The sequence below is a fragment of the Psychrobacter sp. UBA5136 genome (assembly GCF_002414005.1).
In the GTDB taxonomy this organism is placed as follows: Bacteria; Pseudomonadota; Gammaproteobacteria; order Pseudomonadales; family Moraxellaceae; genus Psychrobacter.
Genome location: NZ_DHYG01000008.1, coordinates 29,914 through 50,022, shown reverse-complemented (window position 1 = coordinate 50,022; position 20,109 = coordinate 29,914). Strand labels below are relative to the sequence as shown.

The 20,109-nt window shown below is 44.8% G+C and carries 17 protein-coding genes; 3 read left to right on the top strand and 14 right to left on the bottom strand.

The window, feature by feature from the left end:
* The 6 genes from B4240_RS01065 to yghU form a co-directional block, all read right to left on the bottom strand.
* Positions 1 to 1,764 carry a hydantoinase B/oxoprolinase family protein gene (locus B4240_RS01065; RefSeq protein ID WP_296236351.1) on the bottom strand — a complete coding sequence of 588 codons (1,764 nt, stop codon included), beginning with the start codon at positions 1,762 to 1,764 and terminating at the stop codon, positions 1 to 3.
* A gap of 378 nt (positions 1,765 to 2,142) precedes the next feature.
* On the bottom strand, positions 2,143 to 3,108 hold the full coding sequence (locus B4240_RS01060; protein WP_296236350.1) for an EamA family transporter: 966 nt from the start codon (positions 3,106 to 3,108) through the stop codon (positions 2,143 to 2,145).
* Positions 3,109 to 3,183: 75 nt separating this feature from the next.
* A complete protein-coding gene (locus tag B4240_RS01055) occupies positions 3,184 to 4,428 on the bottom strand; it encodes a DUF819 domain-containing protein (RefSeq protein WP_296236349.1) in 1,245 nt (414 codons plus the stop codon).
* 238 nt (positions 4,429 to 4,666) lie between these two features.
* A complete protein-coding gene (locus B4240_RS01050; protein ID WP_296236348.1) occupies positions 4,667 to 6,310 on the bottom strand; it encodes a DEAD/DEAH box helicase in 1,644 nt (547 codons plus the stop codon).
* Positions 6,311 to 6,847: 537 nt separating this feature from the next.
* Entirely contained in the window at positions 6,848 to 7,927 is a 1,080-nt protein-coding gene (locus B4240_RS01045) for a DUF1176 domain-containing protein (protein ID WP_296236347.1), read from the bottom strand.
* A 467-nt stretch (positions 7,928 to 8,394) separates the two neighbouring features.
* Positions 8,395 to 9,291: a glutathione-dependent disulfide-bond oxidoreductase gene (gene yghU, locus B4240_RS01040; RefSeq protein ID WP_296236346.1), complete on the bottom strand. Its 897-nt coding sequence runs from the start codon at positions 9,289 to 9,291 to the stop codon at positions 8,395 to 8,397.
* A 391-nt stretch (positions 9,292 to 9,682) separates the two neighbouring features.
* Between yghU and B4240_RS01035 the strand changes: the two genes are divergently transcribed.
* Complete coding sequence (locus B4240_RS01035) at positions 9,683 to 11,059, top strand: DHA2 family efflux MFS transporter permease subunit (RefSeq protein WP_296236345.1); 1,377 nt, start codon at positions 9,683 to 9,685, stop codon at positions 11,057 to 11,059.
* Between the two features lie 122 nt (positions 11,060 to 11,181).
* Here B4240_RS01035 and bfr (B4240_RS01030) read toward each other — a convergent pair whose 3' ends face one another.
* The 3 genes from bfr (B4240_RS01030) to B4240_RS01020 form a co-directional block, all read right to left on the bottom strand.
* A complete protein-coding gene (bfr, locus tag B4240_RS01030) occupies positions 11,182 to 11,664 on the bottom strand; it encodes a bacterioferritin (protein ID WP_296236344.1) in 483 nt (160 codons plus the stop codon).
* A gap of 72 nt (positions 11,665 to 11,736) precedes the next feature.
* Positions 11,737 to 12,225, bottom strand: coding sequence for a bacterioferritin (gene bfr / locus B4240_RS01025; protein WP_296236343.1), 489 nt, complete (start codon positions 12,223 to 12,225; stop codon positions 11,737 to 11,739).
* 528 nt (positions 12,226 to 12,753) lie between these two features.
* Positions 12,754 to 12,945, bottom strand: a complete 192-nt coding sequence (locus B4240_RS01020; protein ID WP_296236342.1) for a (2Fe-2S)-binding protein — start codon at positions 12,943 to 12,945, stop codon at positions 12,754 to 12,756.
* 287 nt (positions 12,946 to 13,232) lie between these two features.
* On the opposite strand from B4240_RS01020, the gene B4240_RS01015 reads away from it, so the two are divergent.
* Positions 13,233 to 13,556 (top strand): ArsR/SmtB family transcription factor, encoded by a 324-nt coding sequence (locus B4240_RS01015; protein WP_296236341.1) that lies wholly within the window; start codon positions 13,233 to 13,235, stop codon positions 13,554 to 13,556.
* 157 nt (positions 13,557 to 13,713) lie between these two features.
* Here B4240_RS01015 and B4240_RS01010 read toward each other — a convergent pair whose 3' ends face one another.
* The 5 genes from B4240_RS01010 to B4240_RS00990 form a co-directional block, all read right to left on the bottom strand.
* Positions 13,714 to 14,436 carry a sulfate/molybdate ABC transporter ATP-binding protein gene (locus B4240_RS01010; protein ID WP_349679076.1) on the bottom strand — a complete coding sequence of 241 codons (723 nt, stop codon included), beginning with the start codon at positions 14,434 to 14,436 and terminating at the stop codon, positions 13,714 to 13,716.
* A gap of 72 nt (positions 14,437 to 14,508) precedes the next feature.
* On the bottom strand, positions 14,509 to 15,525 hold the full coding sequence (gene cysW, locus B4240_RS01005) for a sulfate ABC transporter permease subunit CysW (protein WP_296236340.1): 1,017 nt from the start codon (positions 15,523 to 15,525) through the stop codon (positions 14,509 to 14,511).
* On the bottom strand, positions 15,525 to 16,406 hold the full coding sequence (cysT, locus tag B4240_RS01000; protein ID WP_296236339.1) for a sulfate ABC transporter permease subunit CysT: 882 nt from the start codon (positions 16,404 to 16,406) through the stop codon (positions 15,525 to 15,527). The genes cysW and cysT overlap by 1 nt, the downstream gene beginning before the upstream one ends.
* Positions 16,407 to 16,616: 210 nt before the next feature.
* Complete coding sequence (locus tag B4240_RS00995) at positions 16,617 to 17,714, bottom strand: sulfate ABC transporter substrate-binding protein (RefSeq protein ID WP_296236338.1); 1,098 nt, start codon at positions 17,712 to 17,714, stop codon at positions 16,617 to 16,619.
* 274 nt (positions 17,715 to 17,988) lie between these two features.
* Positions 17,989 to 19,065, bottom strand: a complete 1,077-nt coding sequence (locus B4240_RS00990) for a sulfate ABC transporter substrate-binding protein (RefSeq protein ID WP_296236403.1) — start codon at positions 19,063 to 19,065, stop codon at positions 17,989 to 17,991.
* 473 nt (positions 19,066 to 19,538) lie between these two features.
* On the opposite strand from B4240_RS00990, the gene B4240_RS00985 reads away from it, so the two are divergent.
* Complete coding sequence (locus tag B4240_RS00985) at positions 19,539 to 20,057, top strand: hypothetical protein (protein ID WP_296236337.1); 519 nt, start codon at positions 19,539 to 19,541, stop codon at positions 20,055 to 20,057.
* Positions 20,058 to 20,109: the final 52 nt, after the last annotated feature.

The window sequence follows — 20,109 nt, the reverse complement described above, 5'->3', positions numbered from 1 at the left end:
TTATGCGATTATTTGACGGCGTAAATATTCCGTTTCAGTCTCATTGAGCGTCAAGGTATCGGGGTCTATTACCACGCCGTATTCGGTTTTTGCCGCTGCAATTGAGATAATCCTTTCTTCCACGTCCTTAATAACCGCTTTGATATCGCGATCAAACGAGCTGCCGTAACCGCCGCCGCCCGGATTGGTATTGCGCGCGCGTTCACCCGGCGTGATTTCCGTGACAGTATTTTTTCTATATAAGTCCGTTTGCCCATCTTTATGTAGTATCTCTAGACGCCCAACTTTCAGCTCGGGTGAGATTTGTTCCGCGCCGCCTGCGCCCATGGTAGGATGCTGACGACCTTCACCAAAGGCAATAACCGTCATGGTATGATCTAAGGGCTCAACTTCCCAAACCGTACCACAGCCGCCGCGGTACTCGCCTGCGCCGCCACTGTCTTCTGCCAAGCCATACTTATGAATTAAGATAGGATACTGGTACTCTAACAGCTCGATATCCCCTGAGCTTAACGCCCCAAAGCAGCTCAATGGCCCATAAGCGTGCCAGCCATCCATTTGCTGCGTGGCTCCGGCCCCTGAAATAATAGATGCTAGAATCATGGTGACGTATTGCTCGCCAGTTTTTGGGTCGATACCAGCGATATTGATCCCTGACGAATGTCCCCAAGAGGCGGTAACGCGCTCTGGTGCTGCTGCTTCAAATGCCATACGTACCGCATCGGTTAAGGTTTCCATCGGCGTGGTCGTACAATTGACATGCGGCGCCGGTTCTTTGGCATTACACAAGGTGCCATGCTCACCCAAATCAACGGTCACGCAGCGGTATAAGCCTTCGTTATACGGCGGCTCCACTTGGGCAAACATCATCAGCCCCAGCAATACCCCTGACATCGAGTTACCAGCATAAGAGTTGATAAAATAAGGAACTTGTGGCGGACTGGTGATTTGAATATGCACATCGCTGTCTTTGATGACAATGTCGGCGCTGATGGTCATATCGCCCAAACCATGACCTGAATCTTCTAACACCGCCTCGCCATGATAGTCGCCATCTGGGATAGAAGAAATTAACGAGCGCATATGATGGTCAGCCATGCTCTTTAGCTCTTCAATCGCGCCGCGTACCGTCTCGACGCCGTATTTGTCTAGCAGCGCAATCATGTTACGCTCGCCGACAGCGCACGCTCCGTACTGCGCATTAAGATCGCCTTCTTGGTTACGGCGTGAGCGCATATTACTGTGCAGCAAATTAATCACATCATGGCGTTTGACGCCTTTTTCCCAAAGTTTAATAGGCGGAATGCGCAGCCCTTCGGCATATATCTCTTTGGCATCAGGGTTATAGCCTGCGGGTACGGGGCCACCGATATCCGTGACATGACCTTTACAAACCGTCCAAAAAACCAGCTCACCTTTATAAAACACCGGTTTATACATACAGCAATCTAAGATATGGCTGCCCATCATCACAGGGTCGTTATGATAAATCACATCGCCTTCATGAATATCGTCACCGTAATATTCGGCGACGGCTTTCATAGCGGGCATGAGTGAACCTAGATGAATGGGAATATCTTGCCCTTGCAAAATCATCTCAGGCAAATGATCAAACAGCGCGTTACTATAGTCATGAGCTAAGTTAAAAACACTAGAGCGGGCGGTTTTTTCTAAGGTGGTTGTCATCTCACGCTGCGCCGTTTCTAGGGCGCCACGTACGACAGACAAGGTAATGGGATCTATAGAGGGGTGAGCGTTGCTCATAAAAGACTCCTTGTCGAGAAATTGGGTCAGAACAAGCGCATTTGCATCGGTGAAATAAGAGAATATACCGGTCTATATGACCATTTATCCTTACCTTTCAGCGCGCGCTTTCTCTGGCTTATCATCTATCCTAATGATCAAGCTTTTTCACTATAGCGAGGTTTTGGCCAAATAGATTGACTGTGGGTGCAGAGTTTTTGACTGTGAGTGTACAGATGTAGCTATAAAAAGTTTGTTTTCATCTTTATCGTAGTGGGATATAAAGCTTTTAGCATAAAGAAGAGCAATGCTTCATATGTGATGCACTGCTCTTTTTGTCTATTCTTACTCTAATCACATCAGTGATATGTAAAAATAAATTGGATACGTTATTTAATTCTAGGTACGAGTCGCCTTTCTTCCCAGCTCTATCTTTACATTAGCCAATATCAGTCCAGATAAAATGAGCACCATTGCTAGCATTTTCCACCATGTAACCACCTCTCCTATGAGCAGCACGGAAGTTACCATACCAAATACGGGCACCAGCAAAGCAAATGGCATCACCTTAGAAGCGATATTTTGACTAAGCAAATGCGCCCACAATCCAAAACCAATCAGGGTTGAGATATAGACGATAAATCCAAGTGATAGCCAAGACTTGAGAGATACCTGCGTGAATGTCGCAAGCGTCCATGCCTCATTTTCAAATAGTAGAGAAGTTAAAGTCAAAATCACACAAGCAATCAGGCCGCCCCATACCACCAGTGATACCGCAGACAGAGCCGATGTCTTATTTGATGTTTTATTTTTTGAAGCATTATTGTTGCTATTAACAGGAGCGGCAGTAGTAATATTACTAATACTTTGCTGCGTTGAGGCCTGTTTTGAAGCGATATTGCCAAAGCTCCAACCTATGGCCGCAATCAATATGCAGATAAAGCCAACCAAGGGCATATCACCGCCGAGATTCAGCGCAATCACACCCAGCCCTAGTACACCGACCAGCATACCGATAATCTGCATGCGACTCACTGCTTCAGCCAAAATGACATAGGCCAGTAGTACCGTGATAAAAATCTGAACTTGTAGCAATAGCGCCGTCAATCCTGCCGATGCACCCAAATGCATAGCGGTAAATACAAAGGCATATTGCATGACAAAGGTGCCGATAGCATAAATAAATAGTGTACGGTTGAACTTAGGCGGTTTAAGGAACAAAACCAACGGCACGGCGGTAAAGAAAAAACGTAGCGCGGTTAACATCAGTGGCGGAAAGCTTTCAAGCGCCCATGCAATAAAGGTAAAATTTACACCCCAAATAAAGGCAACCAGTACTGCTAATGCAATGTGTAAAGGGGTCATGTACTTATCCTAGAATGGCTATTATTCGTTCTTGGTTATTAGTTGTAAAAGCCGTCAATACTGATAAAAATACTATCACCCCACCACCAGTCGCATCATCTGCGTACTGATATAACCGCCAAAAGTGCCCACGGCATAGCCTAAAATACCCAAAAACACGCCAACAGGCGCTAGCGATGGGTGAAATGCTGTGGCGACAATCGGTGCTGATGACGCGCCGCCAGTATTGGCATTGGAGCCGACCGCTAAAAAGAAAAATGGCGCACGAATGAGTCTTGCGACCGCAAAAATAATGACGACGTGGATACTCATCCATAATAGACCGATTAACAGCAGGCGCCATTGGGAGACAATACCGGCAAGATTGATTTGCATACCAATAGCCGCAATCAGTATAAAGATAAATACCGTACCCATTTTGGAGGCGCCAACATGGTCGAGGCGACGGATTTTAGTAAACGAGAAAACTACCCCTATCAAGGTAATAATCACTACCATCCAAAAAAATGAGCTGGCAAAGCTATATTGTACCGCCCAGCGATAAGGCGCAAAAACCTCTGCGATTTGACCACCTAAAAAATGCGCCACCCCAACCATGGCAAAGCACAAGCCAAACATCACCATCAAATCATTCAAAGTCGCGGGCCGCGCATGGTCACGCTCATAGCTTTCAACTGCGGCAACCACTTTATCAATACTACTGCTATCCGCCCGTAAAAACTTATCTATCTTGGCGCTGTGCTTGGCCATGACCAAAATAGCCAATAACCACAATGACGCGTTGGTGGTATCAACCAAAATCATCATGCCAAATAAGTCATCGCTAACGCCAAACAGCTCTTTCATCGCCGCTTGGTTTGCCGCGCCGCCAATCCAGCTACCCGCGACCGCTGAAAATCCGCGCCATAAAGTATCATCGGTAAACATCTCAGGCGATACCCATTTAGCCACACCCAAACTTATTGGACCGCTGATAATAATGGCGATACTGGCGGCAAAAAACATGGCAATGGCTTTCCAGCCTAAACCCAAAATCTTTGGCACATCCATCGACAACGTCATTAGCAGTAAACTTGCTGGCAACAGATACGTGGCGGTAAACCCATAAATTTGTGAACCTATGCCATCAGCAAAGACACCTAAGCTATTTAGCGTTGCTGGGATAAAGCAGCATAAAACAATTCCGGGCAGAACGGCATAAAAGCGGCGCCAAAACTTACCGGGCAATCCTTGGGTATAAAATACCAAACCGATAATGGCCATAATGATGCCAAATGCTAATGGCAGACTGTCAATTGCTAAATGAGAAATGTCGGGCATCAAATGGCTCCGCAGCATATAAGGATGAAAAGCCTGTCAGTATAGACAAGGCAAAAAAGACGCGCAAGCAGCGATCTGATATTAACGACTCGATTTTATTTTAAAGCGATTATAGATAAGCCTTAACAACCATTAAACACAAAAAAGCCAGATAACAAGTATCTGGCTTTTTAATATGACGCTATATGATTAATAGTGACATGTATTTAAACCACTATTAACCCTTCATCATAACTTATTACGAGTTTCTACCACGGTTGCCGCCTGTTGGACGACCTTGACCACGGCTGTCAGAACGATTTGCTGGGCGACCTTGGCTGCCACTTGGACGACCGCGACCGGTTGCAGCGCGATCACCGCGTGGTGCGCTGTTTCCGTCACCACGGCTAGGCGCGCCAGTGCGTTTGCCTTGGTATGGTTTGCCACCTGAGCGCTCACTTGGCTTGCCTTGATAGCCGCTGTCATTGCTGGCGCGTTGACCGGTTGCCGAGCTATCGCTTGAGCGACCACGGCCGCCGTTTGAGCGACCTGCATAACCGCCTGCTGAACGACCACGGCCTTGACCGCCACCGTTAGAACGTCCGCGACCACGGCCACGACCATTACCTTTGTTTTCGCTCGGTACATAAGTCTTCTTAGGCTCCATGCCTTCGATGACACAGACTTCCATTTTGCGATCTAAATAACGGTTAATAGCATTTAGCTGTGGGCGATCATCCATGCTACATAGACTGATAGCAATACCAGTACGACCAGCACGGCCACAACGACCAATACGGTGGACGTAATCTTCCGTTTGACGCGGCAAGTCGTAGTTAATCACGTGCGAGATCGCTGGTACGTCGAGACCGCGAGCAGCAACGTCGGTGGCTACTAAGATTTTGCATTTACCATTACGCAAGTCTTGTACGATACGGTTACGCTTGCTTTGCGGCAAATCGCCATGGAGGAAACTGGCTTTATGACCGGCTTCTTGCAGCTGTTTTGCTAATTTTTCCGTGCTACGTTTGGTTGCTGCAAAGATGATGATTTGTTCCATATCTTTGTCGCAAACGATTTCGTCAAGCAAACGGTTTTTGTGATCAAAATCATCACAGTAGTATACTTTTTCTTCGATATGAGCCGATTCAACTTTGATTGAAACGCGCTCAGGGTTTTTGGTGAAGCTCGCAGCAATCTTGCCAACAGGGCCATCCCAAGTGGCTGAACACATGATGGTTTGACGGCTGTCAGGTGCGGCTTTTAAGATATCGTTGATATCATCAGCAAAACCCATGTCAAGCATGCGATCCGCTTCGTCAAGTACGAGTACTTCAAGGTTTGATAAATCAACGCGGCCTGCTTTGATATGATCAAGCAAACGACCAGGAGTCGCAACAATTACTTGAACGCCTTTTCTTAGCGCGGTAATCTGACCGTTGTATGGCGCGCCGCCGACCAATGGCACACAAAATAGGCCACGCATGTCTTTAGAATAGGTGCGCACGCTGTCGTGTACTTGCTGAGCAAGCTCACGCGTTGGCGTTAAAATAAGGGCTTTGGTTAATTTGTCAAAGCTAGTGGCACGGCTTAAACGGTCAAGTACTGGGATAACGAATGCCGCAGTTTTACCACTACCAGTTTGCGCTGACAATAATAAGTCGCGGCCTTGTAGGGCAAAAGGAATGGCTTGTTCTTGAATAGGCGTTGGGTTGGTATAACCAACACGATCAAGCGCAGTCAAAATCGGCTTGGCAATATTAAGATCGCTAAAAGTGATTTTGTTTTCTTCGGCAGCGTCAGTAGTAGCCGCTTGAGTAACGGTATTTGAGGCAGTATTTGAGGTATCAGTGCTGTCGATGATGCCGTTTTCAGCGGCGATAGCAGATAAGATGTCAGTCATAGTAATCCTTGGTAAGTATAAGCTGCTGTAAATTCAGCAAACTTGATGCATACCACTGATAACCGTTCACCACGCTACGCTTATATATTCATTATGTCACCCAAAAAAGGGTTTAACAATAATAGCCAAGCTGATAAAGCTTGTCACTATTATATAAAGGCGTTCGTGCTGTCTGACGTATTTTGGTGGTAGTGCCGAGTGTCTCATCCTTGTTTGCCAAATGCGCATTATCTTTGCTTTGTCCAAAGCAGATAAAGACAATTAACAACCAATCTAACCGTCATAAAGGTTAGTAGATAAGATATGAGTCAAAAATAACGAATCTTTCACTATCAATAGAAAGGGTTATTTAAGTACACAAAATCATCGGCAACAATTACTTATGGTCATCCTAGACCCAAAATCGCAGGCGATGTTATCAATCTCATAATTCACGCCAGCCTATGCTAACGTGGCGACGTAGTATAGCACAATATAACGCCAATCAGTACCTATTTTTCTATTTATGCTAAAAATAAGTTCTATGGCCATCTTTAATTAACGCGAAATTTTAACCTCTGTTACATAGGTTGGCAGCTGCCAAGCACCGCCCGCCTCTATTAGTCGGCACATTCCGGTGGTGCTTTCATGACTTTTTTCAAAGGCTTTGCCCGTCCATACCCAGTCGGTTTTAGATAAGCAGTCACCAAGCCCGCGACCTTTTTGTACTGAAGACAGTTTGCCATTGCTATAATCGGTCGCGCTGGTTGTCACCAATGTCGGCTTATACGGCTTACTGTCATTTAGTACCCAAACGCCCGTGCCCGTGTTATAGGCGCCAGTCCAGCAATCATGCTGGGCAAGCAGCTGCTTACTATTTAGGCGGCTGACCTTCCAAGGTGACTTATCTGCCAAGTTTGGACAGTCCGTACCTGTATCCTTCATGGTGGTTTTCATCATCTCAGCCAACTGCGATGAGCGCATAGCAAATTTTTTCTTACTGCTAGAGATGGCTTTAGGGTTGGGCGTGACCAGTCGCAAGGAGGGTGCCGCCTGAGGTGCCAAAACGCTGCTGTTAGATTTGCTGGCGCTGTTATTTGCGATAAAGGCGCTTGACGTTCCTACTCGGCCTTGGGCTTCATCGGCTTTTAGCATCACAGCGCTGGCACCTTTATCCGATAACTGCCAACGTGTATTGCGAATCACCAGCTCAATCTTGCTAGATTTGGTCAACGCATCAAGTAGCGCGCTGACCTGTGCTGAGGTGAGCTCCGCATGACCCGCCGCCACTGAATAAGGTTTGGTTTCCCCGTAATCCCTATCGTTAATAAATAGCGAGATACGATGACGGTTGCCAAGCTGCATCAGCGCTTTGGCCGAGCTTTCTTTAGCGCCGCCAAGTTTTACCTTACCATCGACTGTGGCATTCGCTCCCGCGCGGCGTACCAATAATAAAGACACGGGTAAATTACTGTTGTTTTCGGCTTGGTAACCTGCTAGCCGGCAAGTACGGGTATTGTCACACGCCACTTCCCAATCTTGATTGCTAAAACTCACAGGCGCACTCGCCAACGTCGCCGAACTGAATAATACGGTACTCATCGCGGCAAACAATGGCAATAAAATTTTCTTTGGCATGAATAGGTTTATCTTTTTTATTTTTATAGGCACGGTTTTAAAATAAGCAGCATCACTTAAGCGGTCAGATATTTTATGGCGCGGCTTATTGCGCTTATTATTTATAGGGTCAACAGTATTTATATGACCAAAATTCACCTTCCCCTCACTTAACAAGGATAGCGATGTACGCTTAATTTTATTATTATTTTTCATAATCATTACTCATCAATAAAATAAATATCAACAACTGCCCGTTAAAGCAGTAACTGCTATCTTAACGCATTATTGTTTCTATCCGTTATAATAATGTGTCATTATGTAATGAATAAATCATACCTTAACTAGATATATAAATAAATATATTTTTAATAATGAATATAATTGTTTAAAGCATAACAAGCAAAAGGTTAATAAGCAAATTGTCTATTAACCTTTATTAAACCTGTGTATTATTGTTTATTCAGCGCTATAGCTTCCGTTAGGCGTTAGGCGATAGGCTTAAGCGCTAACTCTACGGCGCGTTTAACCGCTGGGCGCTCGGCGATTTTTTGCGCCCAACGCTTCAGGTGCTTATAATCATCTACTTGCAGGAATTCCGCTGCATCATAGAGTTTGCCAAGGACCAGTTGACCATACCATGCCCAGATAACCATATCGGCAATATTATAATCTGCCTCGTCGTTGCCGCACATATACTCATGGTCTTTGAGGTGGATATCTAAAACGTCAAGCTGGCGTTTGGTCTCCATCGTATAGCGATTGATAGGATACTCTAGTGGTTCAGGCGCATAGGCATAAAAGTGCCCGAAACCGCCGCCTAAAAAGGGTGCACTGCCCATCTGCCACATAAGCCAGGACAGGCAATCTGCCCGCGCTTTGTTTTGTGAGCCATCCGCTGGCGGCACAAACTTACCAAATTTTTCCGCTAAATATAATACAATAGCGCCCGACTCAAAGAGCGCAACAGGTTCGCCATTTTCAGTCACTGCACTATGATCCACCAAGGCAGGGATTTTAGAGTTTGGATTGATAGCAACAAATCCTGCGCCAAACTGATCGCCCTCAGAGATGTCGATTTTATAGGCGTCGTACTCAGCGCCTTTAACGTTTAGCTCGGCAAGCTCTTCTAGCAAAATATTTACTTTCACACCATTCGGCGTATTTAGTGAATACAGCTGTAAAGGGGCATCACCTACGGGCAGCGTTTGCTCATGACGGGCACCGGCCGTTGGGCGATTGATGCTCGCGAACTTACCGCCGTTTTCGGTGTCATTTTTCCATACCCTTGGCAGCGTGTAGCTGCTGGTATTGTTGTTCGATACCTTGTTGTTCGATAGATTGTTATTAGACGAATTATCAGACGAGCTATTGTTATTACTCATAATACTTCCTATTTTTTATTGTTCTATTAAAACTGTTTTATTAAAAATGACTTAAATACAGGTATTTTAAATTGCAGCCTCTACTGGCTAGCGACACTAAGCCAGAAAAATCTGTCTTAGTTTTTTCTCAGTCCGGCGTCATCATATATGCCAATTCTACTATAGCGGCGCTTGGGTTAAAGTCCTGTCTTGTAACCTATTTTTTAAGTGCGGTTAATTATCTTAAAAGATCAAAAAACAAAGTTATAAAGAGGAATTCATCAAGGGCTGGGCGCACACCGTTACTTTGCTGCTATTTAACTCATAGGCGGTTGTTTTTATACTATCCCAACTTAACGGCTTTTTAAAGACTGACTTAACAGCAGTGGTCAGCAGATATGGCGATGTCAATATGGTAACCCTCACTCCAACGCAAGATAAATACCTGCCCTATGTCCTAGCGGTGGCGTTATTTATGCAAATTTTAGATGCGACCATCTTAAACACCTCTTTGCCGCAAATGGCGCAAGCACTTGGAGAATCACCGCTAAAAATGCAGTGGGCGGTTATCAGCTACGCGCTAACTTTGGCGATTTTTATTCCCATTAGCGGGTTTTTAGCCGATAAATATGGTACTCGGCGGGTGTTTTTATACGCCGTTGTCATCTTTTGTATTGGCTCACTACTGTGTGCGGCGTCGCCGACGTTAGAGCTTTTGATTGCTTCGCGCGTCGTCCAAGGCATTGGCGGCGCCATGATGACCCCTGTCGCGCGGCTGATATTGGTCAAGTCTTATCCACGCAATAAACTCTTAACGGTAATGAACTTTGCGGTGATACCAGCGCTAATTGCGCCCTTGGTTGGGCCAGTATTAGGCGGTTATATCGTGCAATACACCAGCTGGCATTGGATATTTTTAATCAATATTCCAATGGGCATTTTTGGCTTTATCATGGGCAAAAAGCTGGTTCCCGCTTTATTTGAAGACACCAAGCGCTTAGACTGGACGGGGTTTGTATTATTTGCGGCGGCGGCTTGCGGTTTTACCCTTGCGGTGGAATTTGGCTCGCAGACAGGGCGCGGACTTTACGGTTTGCTGCTTGGAGTGGGAGCCAGTATTCTGATCGGCGCTTATGTTTGGCATGCCAAGCGCCGTAAAGCCCCGCTATTTCCGCTGAGCTTATTTAGCATTCGTACCTTTCGTATTGGTATTACTGGCAATTTATTCACGCGTTTAGGCATCAGTGCCGTGCCCTTTTTGTTGCCGCTCTTGCTGCAAGTGGTCTTTGAATACTCGCCGTCGCAAGCTGGTTGGCTGCTTGCGCCCATCGCTGTCGGGGCAATCGGTATCAAGCCTTTGGTGAGTAAAATTATTCAGCGTTTTAGCTATCGTAAGGTGTTGGTGGTCAATACTTTATTGATAGGTTTGCTGATCATTGTCTTGACGCAGTTTAACGATGCCAAAAATTGGATTTGGTTTATCCCCATCTTGACCATTATGGGCGCTTGTAACTCCATGCAGTTTAGTGCAATGAATACCATTACTATCGGCGATTTGGAAGGCGCGCAGACCAGTAGCGGCAACAGTTTAATGGCCGTCAATCAACAATTGGCCATCAGCTTTGGTATTGCCTTTGGCGCGGCGGTACTAAATCTGCTGCGTGAGCGCTTACAGCTTGATACCTTGGCCGCCTTTCAAGCCACTTATTGGGTGCTCGGTATCTTGACCATTCTTTCAGGCTTATATTTTTTACGCCTAAAACCCGAAGATGGGCGCGGCTTGTATTAAGCTTTTATATTAAAAATGCCTTAAACATAAAAATGCCAACGCCTACTAAAAAAGTCAATCTAGAACTTATCTGAGTAGGCGCTGGCAGGTATAGATTTTTTCTATGTTTTTGATCGTTTATTTTAAGGCGTATGATCGTCATCCATTTGCGATTGGATGTAGTTTTCCACACCAACGTCTTTAATCAAGTCCTCTTGGGTCTCAAGCCAGTCTTGATATTCTTCATTACCGTCTTTTAAAGTGACGAGTAAATGACGTGATACATAGTCGCGCTTGCTCTCACATAAGGTAATCGCATCGGTAATAATGCCAAATTTTTGTTTTTCTAAACGCAAATTACAGTCGATAATCTCTGGCACGTCCTCAGCAAGGTACATCTTGCCATAATCTTGCAAGTTTGGCAGACCGCCTAGCAATAAAATACGTGCGATAAGGTCGTCTGACCATTTCATCTCCGCAATCGACTGCTTATACAGCGAATCGTTAAGCGCCTCTAAGCCCCAGTGTCGTGCGATACGCGCATGCAAAAAGTACTGATTGATGGCTATTAATGACTGACCGAGCACTTGATTGAGTGCGCGAATAACTTCTTTATCCCCTTTCATGGTTTTCTCCCTGTCCTGCTTACTCATTTTATTAATGTTAATGATAGTTAAAGGTAGTTAGTTAATAAAATACTAAACAATATCAGGAGACACTTCCGCCATCTGACTTTGCAAATAATTTGGCAGACCAATCATGTCAATAAGGCGCAGTTGCTGCTCTAACCAGTGGGCGTGATCTTCTTCGGTGTCTTTTAGCTGCTCAACCAACATCTCGCGCGTCACATAATCATGCTCTTCTTCACAAAGCGCAATGCCGTCTTTTAGATGCTGCTGAACTTGGTATTCCAAATCAAGATCAAATTGCAGCATTTCAGGAACCGTTGTGCCAATGTTAATCTCGTTCACCTTCATTTTAGGCGTGCCGCTTAACATTAAAATACGGCGGATAATCGCTTGGGCGTGCTGCGTTTCATCTTGCATTTCATGGTGGATACGGTCGTATAATTTACCGTAATGCCATTCTGCATACATCTCAGAATGAATGAAGTACTGGTCACGAGCCGCAAGCTCACCACCTAATAAAAAATTCAAATAATCAATAACCTTTGGGCTACCTATCATGACTCATACTCCTGTGTTTTTATGTGCCTGCAAAGTTTTTATATGCCTAAAAATACATTCACAATAATAAATATAGTTAAAGTAGCATTCGTAAACTAATCAGTAAAGATTAAAATCAACCAAACGTCTTACAAAGTTAGACAGATATAGTAGCATAGAGACGCCATAACGCTTGTAACGATATGAACTAAGAATAAGATGCTAATTGAGAATTATAATTAACTCGCTCAAGCAGAAAGTTTTAGCGAGCGTTTTTATAAATTTAAGAAGTGTTGCGGCAAGAAGTGACCGTGCCGATAAGGGAGCTAAAGATAGCTAAATGCAGATATGAGTGCTAGCCGCTCTGCCCTTTAAACTATGTATCATCTTTATAGTGATAACTTTTAACCATAACGATGAGATAGTCGAGAATAAAGGCAAAATAGCGGCTAAAGCATTACAGATAAACGAAAGGCAGAAAAGGAGTTTGAGCGGATTGGTCGCGGATTATTCATAGATAGATGTGGGAGCAAAGGCTTAAACCGCCACTTAAACCGCATAGGCCAACGCATCAAGCTTAGCATGATGTTCTTCAAGAAAATCATTGACCATGGGCTCGCAGCAGCCACAGCATGTCGCGACATCAAGGGTTTCTTTTAACCCTTCTAATGTATCAATACCTGAGGCAATGGCAGCTTTGATTTGTTTGTCTTTAACGTCGTTACAGATACATACGTACATGGGCGGCTCCTACTGAGAATGTCTCGCTTGTTATCCTTTATAATAACGATAATTATTACCATTTACAATAGTATTTGCTATATTTATCAGTCACATCCAAAGCTGCTACAAAGATATATTACGCTTACTTTATCCATGTAACTGAATACAGTCTTAGGTGTAACCACAAAGTACCAAAGGTAGTAAAATGGCGACGAACGGCAGATTTGCTCATTTTTTAATCGATTTTACGCATAACTGCTGTTATATTGACCCCCTATTAATTAAATCTATATTGGAATTGTTCTATGTCTAATAATAATTCTACGATACAACCGCTTGAGTTATTTAAAGTATTGTCTGACCCAACGCGCTTAAAGATTTTTCAAATCTTGTTTAATAAAGAATCACGCTGCGTTGGTGAATTGGTAGAAATACTCGATCAGCCGCAACCAACCATCTCGCGTCATTTGAATCATCTAAAAAAACTGGGTATTTTAAGCTGCGTTCGTGATGGGACGTGGATGTGGTATGAAGTATCTGATGATTTGCCAGAATGGTGCCAAGACATTTTGGACATCACCTATAAGCAAATATCAACCAAAGATATCAATATGCCAAAGCCTGCTTAATATTAAAAGAAGTGGGTTAAGAAAGGCTAACAACAAATAATTAAGCGCAAAAAAAAGACCTATCAATGAGAGGTCTTTTTTGTTTTTAAGCTTCGTTTTTAAGCGTTGTCTTAAAATACGCCCTTAATGTAAATACACCTTTACCTTTAGGGCTACATTATACTAAGTCCAAAAAGTCACTGACAAAGGCGTTTGCTGGCTGGTGAATCAGCTCCTCTGACGTCCCTACCTGCTCGACGCGGCCATGATTCATCACCACAATCTCATCGGATACTGCCCGCGCCTCTTCTTGGTCGTGGGTGACCATGATGCTGGTAATGCCAAGCTCGTGGTGAATATTTTTTAGCCAAGTGCGCAGCTCTTTACGTACCTTGGCATCTAGCGCGCCAAACGGCTCATCAAGTAATAGTAGTTTCGGTTTTACGGCCAGTGCACGTGCCAGCGCAATACGCTGACGCTGACCACCAGATAGTTGGTGCGGATAGGCATTGGCAACGTGCGGCAGCTGTACCAATTCTAATAATTCTGCAACGCGCTTATTAATATCTGCCTTACTTGGGCGTTCGTTTTTTGGCAGCAAGGTTAAGCCAAAGCCGACATTATCGGCGATGTTTTTATGGCGGAATAACGCATAGTGCTGAAACATAAAGCCGATATGGCGTTTTTGCACCGGTGTATCGGTCACGTCCAACTCGTCAAACAATATCTGCCCAGAGTCTGCATGTTCTAAACCGGCTATGATACGCAGCAAGGTAGTCTTGCCGCAGCCTGACGGACCGAGCAACGTCGTCAATTTACCCGTCGGTACGGTGATATTGATGTCGTCTAAGGCGGTAAAATTGCCAAATTTTTTATTAACGTTGCGAATCTCGATGCTCATAATGGGTTCTCTTTTTATATTTTTGGCGTGGCTGATGGCCTTAATGCTGCTGCTTGATTTATAGAATAACGCTTATAGATTACCTGTGCTTTTCGCCATGGTTGCATCAGTATCAGCATTCTTTACCTGCTTAGTATCGTTAGCACTTTTAACATTGTCAGCATTTTTAGCGTTTTTAGCATTCTTAGCATTGGCACTTACGGGCAACTCAGGCGCACTGACCAAACGCTCAGACTTGGTAAATTTGCGCTCTTGCAATTTAGTCATCACTTGTTGTATCAAGAGCGTCACCAGCGCCAAGGCAGCAAGTAAGCTCGATAAGGCAAAGGCGGCGGTAAAGTTATAATCGTTATAAGCAATCTCAACCAATAGTGGCATGGTGTTGGTTTCACCGCGAATATGGCCGGATACCACGCTGACCGCGCCAAACTCGCCCATCGCCCGCGCATTGGTCAAAATCAAACCATACAGCAGCGCCCATTTAATATTTGGCAGTGTCACGTGCCAAAAGGTCTGCCAACCGCTGGCGCCAAGCGTCAATGCTGCTTGTTCCTCAGAATCGCCTTGGGTTTGCATCAAAGGTATCAGCTCACGCGCCACAAACGGAAAAGTCACAAATAACGTCGCTAAAATAATGCCCGGTACTGCGTAAATCACCTGAAAGCCCATGCTCTCAAGCCAGCCGCCAATGCTAGAGTTTAGACCAAATAGCAGCACAAACATCAAACCTGCAACCACCGGAGATACGGAAAACGGCAAATCGAGTAAGGTTGTCACCAGCTGCTTACCTTTAAACTGATAACGTGTCACCAGCCACGCAATCGCAATGCCCATCACCATATTAATTGGTAAAACAATGGCCGCAGTAATTAAGGTTAATTTAATTGCTTGTAAAGCTTCAGGGTCAACCAGTGAAGCTATATACAACTGCCAACCATTTTTAAAGGCTTCATAAAACACCGCTAAGAGTGGCACCACCAACATCGCCACCATAAACAGCACAGCGATGCCGATAAAGGTACGGCGTATCCACGGCGCGTCTTTGGTCGCTGGATTGCTCTGGTAGTCGTAGCTATTAGAGATTTGCATTAGCGGGCTCCTACGCGGCGCGACAGCTTCCACTGTACGATATTAATGGTCAATAAAATCACAAATGAAATCAGTAGCATAAAGAGCGCCACGGCGGATGCACCTTGCACATCAAACTGCTCAAGCTTACTGATAATAATCAGCGGCAAAATCTCAGACTGCATGGGAATATTACCGGCAATAAAAATAACTGAACCGTACTCACCAGTGGCACGGGCAAACATCATGCCAGCGCCCATTAATAAAGCTGGTAATAGTTCGGGTAAAATCACTTTTTGAAACGTGGTGAAACGATTGGCACCTAATACCGCCGCTGCCTCTTCAAATTCAACGGACAATTCTGCCAACACCGGCTGCACGGCACGGACGATAAAGGGAAAACTGACGACCACTAAGGCAAGCCAGATACCAAGTGGCGTAAAGGCGACTTGAATATCAAACTTAGCAAACCATTGCCCGATCAAGCCATTAGGCGCATAAAGGGTTGCAAGCGAGATACCGGTAACCGCCGTTGGTAGCGCAAATGGCAAATCAACCAAGGCATTAATCAGCGACTTACCCCAAAACTCGTAGCGCACCAGCACCCAAGCAACCAGCGTACCAAACACCATGTTGGTAAGCATCGCCAAAAACGACATCCATAAGCTTAATTTGATAGCAGCGGTAACTTGCGGCTGGCTAATCGTCTCCCAAAAGCCCGCCCAGCCCATCTGCGTCGTGGTATAGGCCATCATGGCAAACGGTAGCACAACCAGTAGCGATAAGCTAAAGACCGTGATGCCCATGCTCAGGCCAAACCCTGGCAGCACATTGCGCTGGCGCAAGCGTGTCAGCCAACCTTTTTTGACGGGTTTACTGGCAGGAGAAGTGGTTGCACTCATAGTGATGTCCTATTGCCTAACTGCTGGCGCTTAGTTACTGCTCGTAAGCACCGCATGTTATCAAATGTAGTTATTATGAATCTGTGTAAGCGATAAAGGACACAGCGTGGGTAGCCATGTCCTTTATGTACTTGGACGTTACTGTAAAACTGACGCCTTAAACCTATTTAGTTGCAAATAAACGGTTTAAGCAGTCAGCGTACTAGCGGCTTACTTTGGTGCATTAACGGCCAATTGATCGAACACGCCGCCATCGCTAAAGTAAGTGCTCATGATGTCATCCCAGGTGCCAAAGGCGTCATTTGGACGGAAAGTTTCGATAGGTGGCAATTTATCGCTGTTTTTATCAAGCACGCTCTTTACGCTTGGGCGCAAGTATAAGTTGGCTGCCAACTGCTGGGCAGGCTCGCTCCATAAGTAATCAAGATAGGCTTTTGCCGCCTCGGTCGTGCCTTTTTTATCGGTCACGGTTTTTACAACCGCGACTGGGCTTTCAGACTTGATAGAATATTTTGGATAAACGATATCGACTTGCCCTGCACCAAAATCTTTGGCGGCCAAGTTGGCTTCGTTTTCAAAGGTTACCAAGACGTCGCCGATACCGCGCTGCACGAAAGTGGTCGTCGCTGCACGTCCGCCATTCTCATAAACTTTGACGTTTTTCAGCATGTCTTTGACGTAGTTTTTGGCCTTAGTTTCATCTTTATTAAAGGCATGTAAACCGTAACCATAGGCGCCTAAGAACGCATAGCGACCGTTACCCGTGACCTTTGGATTGGCCATCACAATCTCAACGCCATCTTTGGTCAAATCTTGCCAATCGTTGATGCCTTTTGGATTGTCTTTACGTACTAAGAAAACGATGGTACTGGTAAAAGGTACAGCGTTGTCTGGGAATTTGCTTTCCCAATCAGCTTCAACCAAGCCTTTTTTCTCAAGCAGCTCAATGTCTGAGCCTTGATTCATGGTTGCCACATCGGCTTGCAAACCGTTAGCAACTGACAAAGCCTGCTTACTTGAGCCGCCATGAGATTGCTTGATGATGATATTGCTGTTTGGATGCTCGTTTTTGTAGTGCTCGACGAATAACGGGTTATAGTCTTTATAAAAGTCGCGTGCCACATCGTAAGAGACGTTTAACAGTTCAATGTTTTGACCTTCAGTAGTGGCTGGCGTGCCATCAGCGCTGGCAGTGGTGTCCGCCTGCTCATTACTGCTACAGCCCGCGATGCCCAAAGTGAGCGCCACACCGGCGATACTGAGCGCGCTAAGCGTTTTATTTTTATAACCTGTTGTATATGATGTCATGGCAGCCTCAAAAGGGATTGGTTAGTTAATGCAAGTATGCTAACAGCGCTATCTTATTATGTTTAATGATGAATATGCGTATGTTATTGCCAAAATGGAATAAAGGAAGTTAATATAGAAAGTTATCAATGACTTAAATAAGCTAAGTGATCAATAGGCTTTAAAATTTTATCCATAATCATGCTATCGCATAATAAGTTAGCGCTTACATCGTTAAAAAATTATTAAGAAATTGGCTTATAAAAAGGCGTTTATAAAATCGTAAAGCCGTCCTCTACTTGACCCTTGCCAGCTGATCAAAACGCCCGCCATCGACAAAAAACGTCGCCATGATACTGTCCCAGTCACCAAACACAGCGACTGGCTCAAAGGTTGCAATCTCAGGTAAGGTGTCTTTGTGCGCGGCAAGCACCGCTGCATTGCTAGGACGCATATACATTTGCGCCATCAGCTTTTGTGCTGGTGCCTCCCATAAGCCTGCTAAATAAGCATTTGCCGTCTCGGTTGTGCCTTTTTTATCGGCTACAGTTTTTACCACCGCAACAGGGTTGGCAATCGCAATCGAGTAGCTTGGATACACAATATCGACCTGACCTTTGGCAAACTGTTTGGCAGCCAGATGCGCCTCGTTTTCGGTGGTGATTAAAACATCGCCAAGGCCGCGCTGGGTAAAAGTGGTGGTGGCAGCGCGCGCACCATTGTCATAGGTGACCACGTTTGCCAGTAGTTTTTTGATAAAAGCATCGGTTTTGGCGGAGCTTTGCACGCCTTCTTTAAAATGATGGAGCCCGTAGCCATAAGCGCCCAAAAAGGCATAACGCGCGGTGCCACTGGTCTTTGGATTTGGCATCACCACGGCGATATCATTACGTGCTAAGTCTGACCAGTCTTTGATATTTTTAGGATTGCCAGAGCGGACGAGTAGCACCATGGTACTGCTATAAGGTACGGCGCTGTTTGGAAAGGCTTGCTGCCAATCCGTCGCCACCAAGCCTTTTTCAGCCAGCAATTTCATATCGCTTTCTTGATTTAGCGTCACTACATCTGCTTGCAAGCCATTGGCAACCGCCAGCGCTTGTTTGCTCGAGCCGCCGTGCGATTGATTGATATTAACCTTCATATTTGGGTGTTGTTGCTGATAATTTGCCTGAAACTTTGCCTGAAACAAGGGATTGTAGTCTTTATAAAAGTCGCGTGACACATCATAAGATACATTTAATAAATCAATGTTTTTTGTCTTATTAGCGGCATCAGTTTGATTGGCTTCGGTAGGCTTACAACCTGTGATCAGCACAGCCGCTGCAAGGACACTACCAATGCTCAAACTGCTAGTAAGGCTAATTTGTTTCATAGCGAAAGGAGCACGCGCATTGAGGGGCTTTTGAGTTATTTTTTGACCGCGCTTTTTATTTGGCTGCATATTTGCTCTCTAATAAATAATAACGTTGCTCAATAATATGGATAGAAATCTTGCGTTTCGAAATTTGGTTCGGTTCTATACATAATGATACGGATAATGAGGGATATGCTAGCAGCATGGGTGCCAAACGCTTAGTGACAAATCCGCTTATCGAGTTATTAACTTGGCATAAGTAATTTTATTAGTTATTCTACAATGCCTATTTTTATGGAGTATTTTTGCAATATCGTGATAAGCAGATACTTTTAAGCAAGTTACAGTATTGCTTACTCTATAGACGAGGCGTTATGTAAACGCTACTATCCCCTATCTTTTTGTATATCGGTCGATTGACTGATATTAACTAGTCCACCCCCCCTTTTACTTATTTTCTTTTTACTAACCCCTTTATTAAAGGTAATGCAATGATTCAGTCGCCACCTCACTATGCCCATCACTCGCGTTTTTTTATCGGACTTTTCATAACGTCTGCTGCGGTATTCTTAAATGGCTGTCATAACCTGCCGTCAAGTAAAAATAGCCAAACTGGACCGCAAGCAACCGCTGTCACGCCAGCCGTGCAAGCGGTCGTTGGCGATTATGCGTCAAAAGGTTATGCCAAGCGCGCGCAAGGTTATGATTGGGTTGGGGTGACGGTACAAGCAGAGGGAGATGACAAGATTGCTATTAAAGTTCGCGCCCGTAGCGATATAAAAAAACCGACCTGCCATTTTGATGGTCAGGCGACCTTAATGGGACAAGACAAAGCGCACGGTGTTATTTTTCAAAGTAAAGTGAATGACAGCACGGCCTTTTTTCAATTTAAAGACAATACCTTGACCATCGATAGCCAAGACAAATATGCGCTAAATTACTTTTGTTCAGGCGGTGCGACCATCGCTGGAGAATATCAAAAGCTGGCAGATAAACTAGAGCTAAATTAACGGTTTTAATGTTAAAAATAAAAGCTTAAACAATAGACCTCTTGCAAAAGTA

Bases quoted from the DNA above. Each gene is read 5' to 3' on its own strand.
- B4240_RS01065 (WP_296236351.1), bottom strand. From the start codon at position 1,764: ATGAGCAACGCTCACCCCTCTATAGATCCCATTACCTTGTCTGTCGTA.
- B4240_RS01060 (WP_296236350.1), bottom strand. From the start codon at position 3,108: ATGACCCCTTTACACATTGCATTAGCAGTACTGGTTGCCTTTATTTGG.
- B4240_RS01055 (WP_296236349.1), bottom strand. From the start codon at position 4,428: ATGCCCGACATTTCTCATTTAGCAATTGACAGTCTGCCATTAGCATTT.
- B4240_RS01050 (WP_296236348.1), bottom strand. From the start codon at position 6,310: ATGACTGACATCTTATCTGCTATCGCCGCTGAAAACGGCATCATCGAC.
- B4240_RS01045 (WP_296236347.1), bottom strand. From the start codon at position 7,927: ATGCCAAAGAAAATTTTATTGCCATTGTTTGCCGCGATGAGTACCGTA.
- yghU (WP_296236346.1), bottom strand. From the start codon at position 9,291: ATGAGTAATAACAATAGCTCGTCTGATAATTCGTCTAATAACAATCTA.
- B4240_RS01035 (WP_296236345.1), top strand. From the start codon at position 9,683: ATGGTAACCCTCACTCCAACGCAAGATAAATACCTGCCCTATGTCCTA.
- bfr (WP_296236344.1), bottom strand. From the start codon at position 11,664: ATGAAAGGGGATAAAGAAGTTATTCGCGCACTCAATCAAGTGCTCGGT.
- bfr (WP_296236343.1), bottom strand. From the start codon at position 12,225: ATGATAGGTAGCCCAAAGGTTATTGATTATTTGAATTTTTTATTAGGT.
- B4240_RS01020 (WP_296236342.1), bottom strand. From the start codon at position 12,945: ATGTACGTATGTATCTGTAACGACGTTAAAGACAAACAAATCAAAGCT.
- B4240_RS01015 (WP_296236341.1), top strand. From the start codon at position 13,233: ATGTCTAATAATAATTCTACGATACAACCGCTTGAGTTATTTAAAGTA.
- B4240_RS01010 (WP_349679076.1), bottom strand. From the start codon at position 14,436: ATGAGCATCGAGATTCGCAACGTTAATAAAAAATTTGGCAATTTTACC.
- cysW (WP_296236340.1), bottom strand. From the start codon at position 15,525: ATGCAAATCTCTAATAGCTACGACTACCAGAGCAATCCAGCGACCAAA.
- cysT (WP_296236339.1), bottom strand. From the start codon at position 16,406: ATGAGTGCAACCACTTCTCCTGCCAGTAAACCCGTCAAAAAAGGTTGG.
- B4240_RS00995 (WP_296236338.1), bottom strand. From the start codon at position 17,714: ATGACATCATATACAACAGGTTATAAAAATAAAACGCTTAGCGCGCTC.
- B4240_RS00990 (WP_296236403.1), bottom strand. From the start codon at position 19,065: ATGAAACAAATTAGCCTTACTAGCAGTTTGAGCATTGGTAGTGTCCTT.
- B4240_RS00985 (WP_296236337.1), top strand. From the start codon at position 19,539: ATGATTCAGTCGCCACCTCACTATGCCCATCACTCGCGTTTTTTTATC.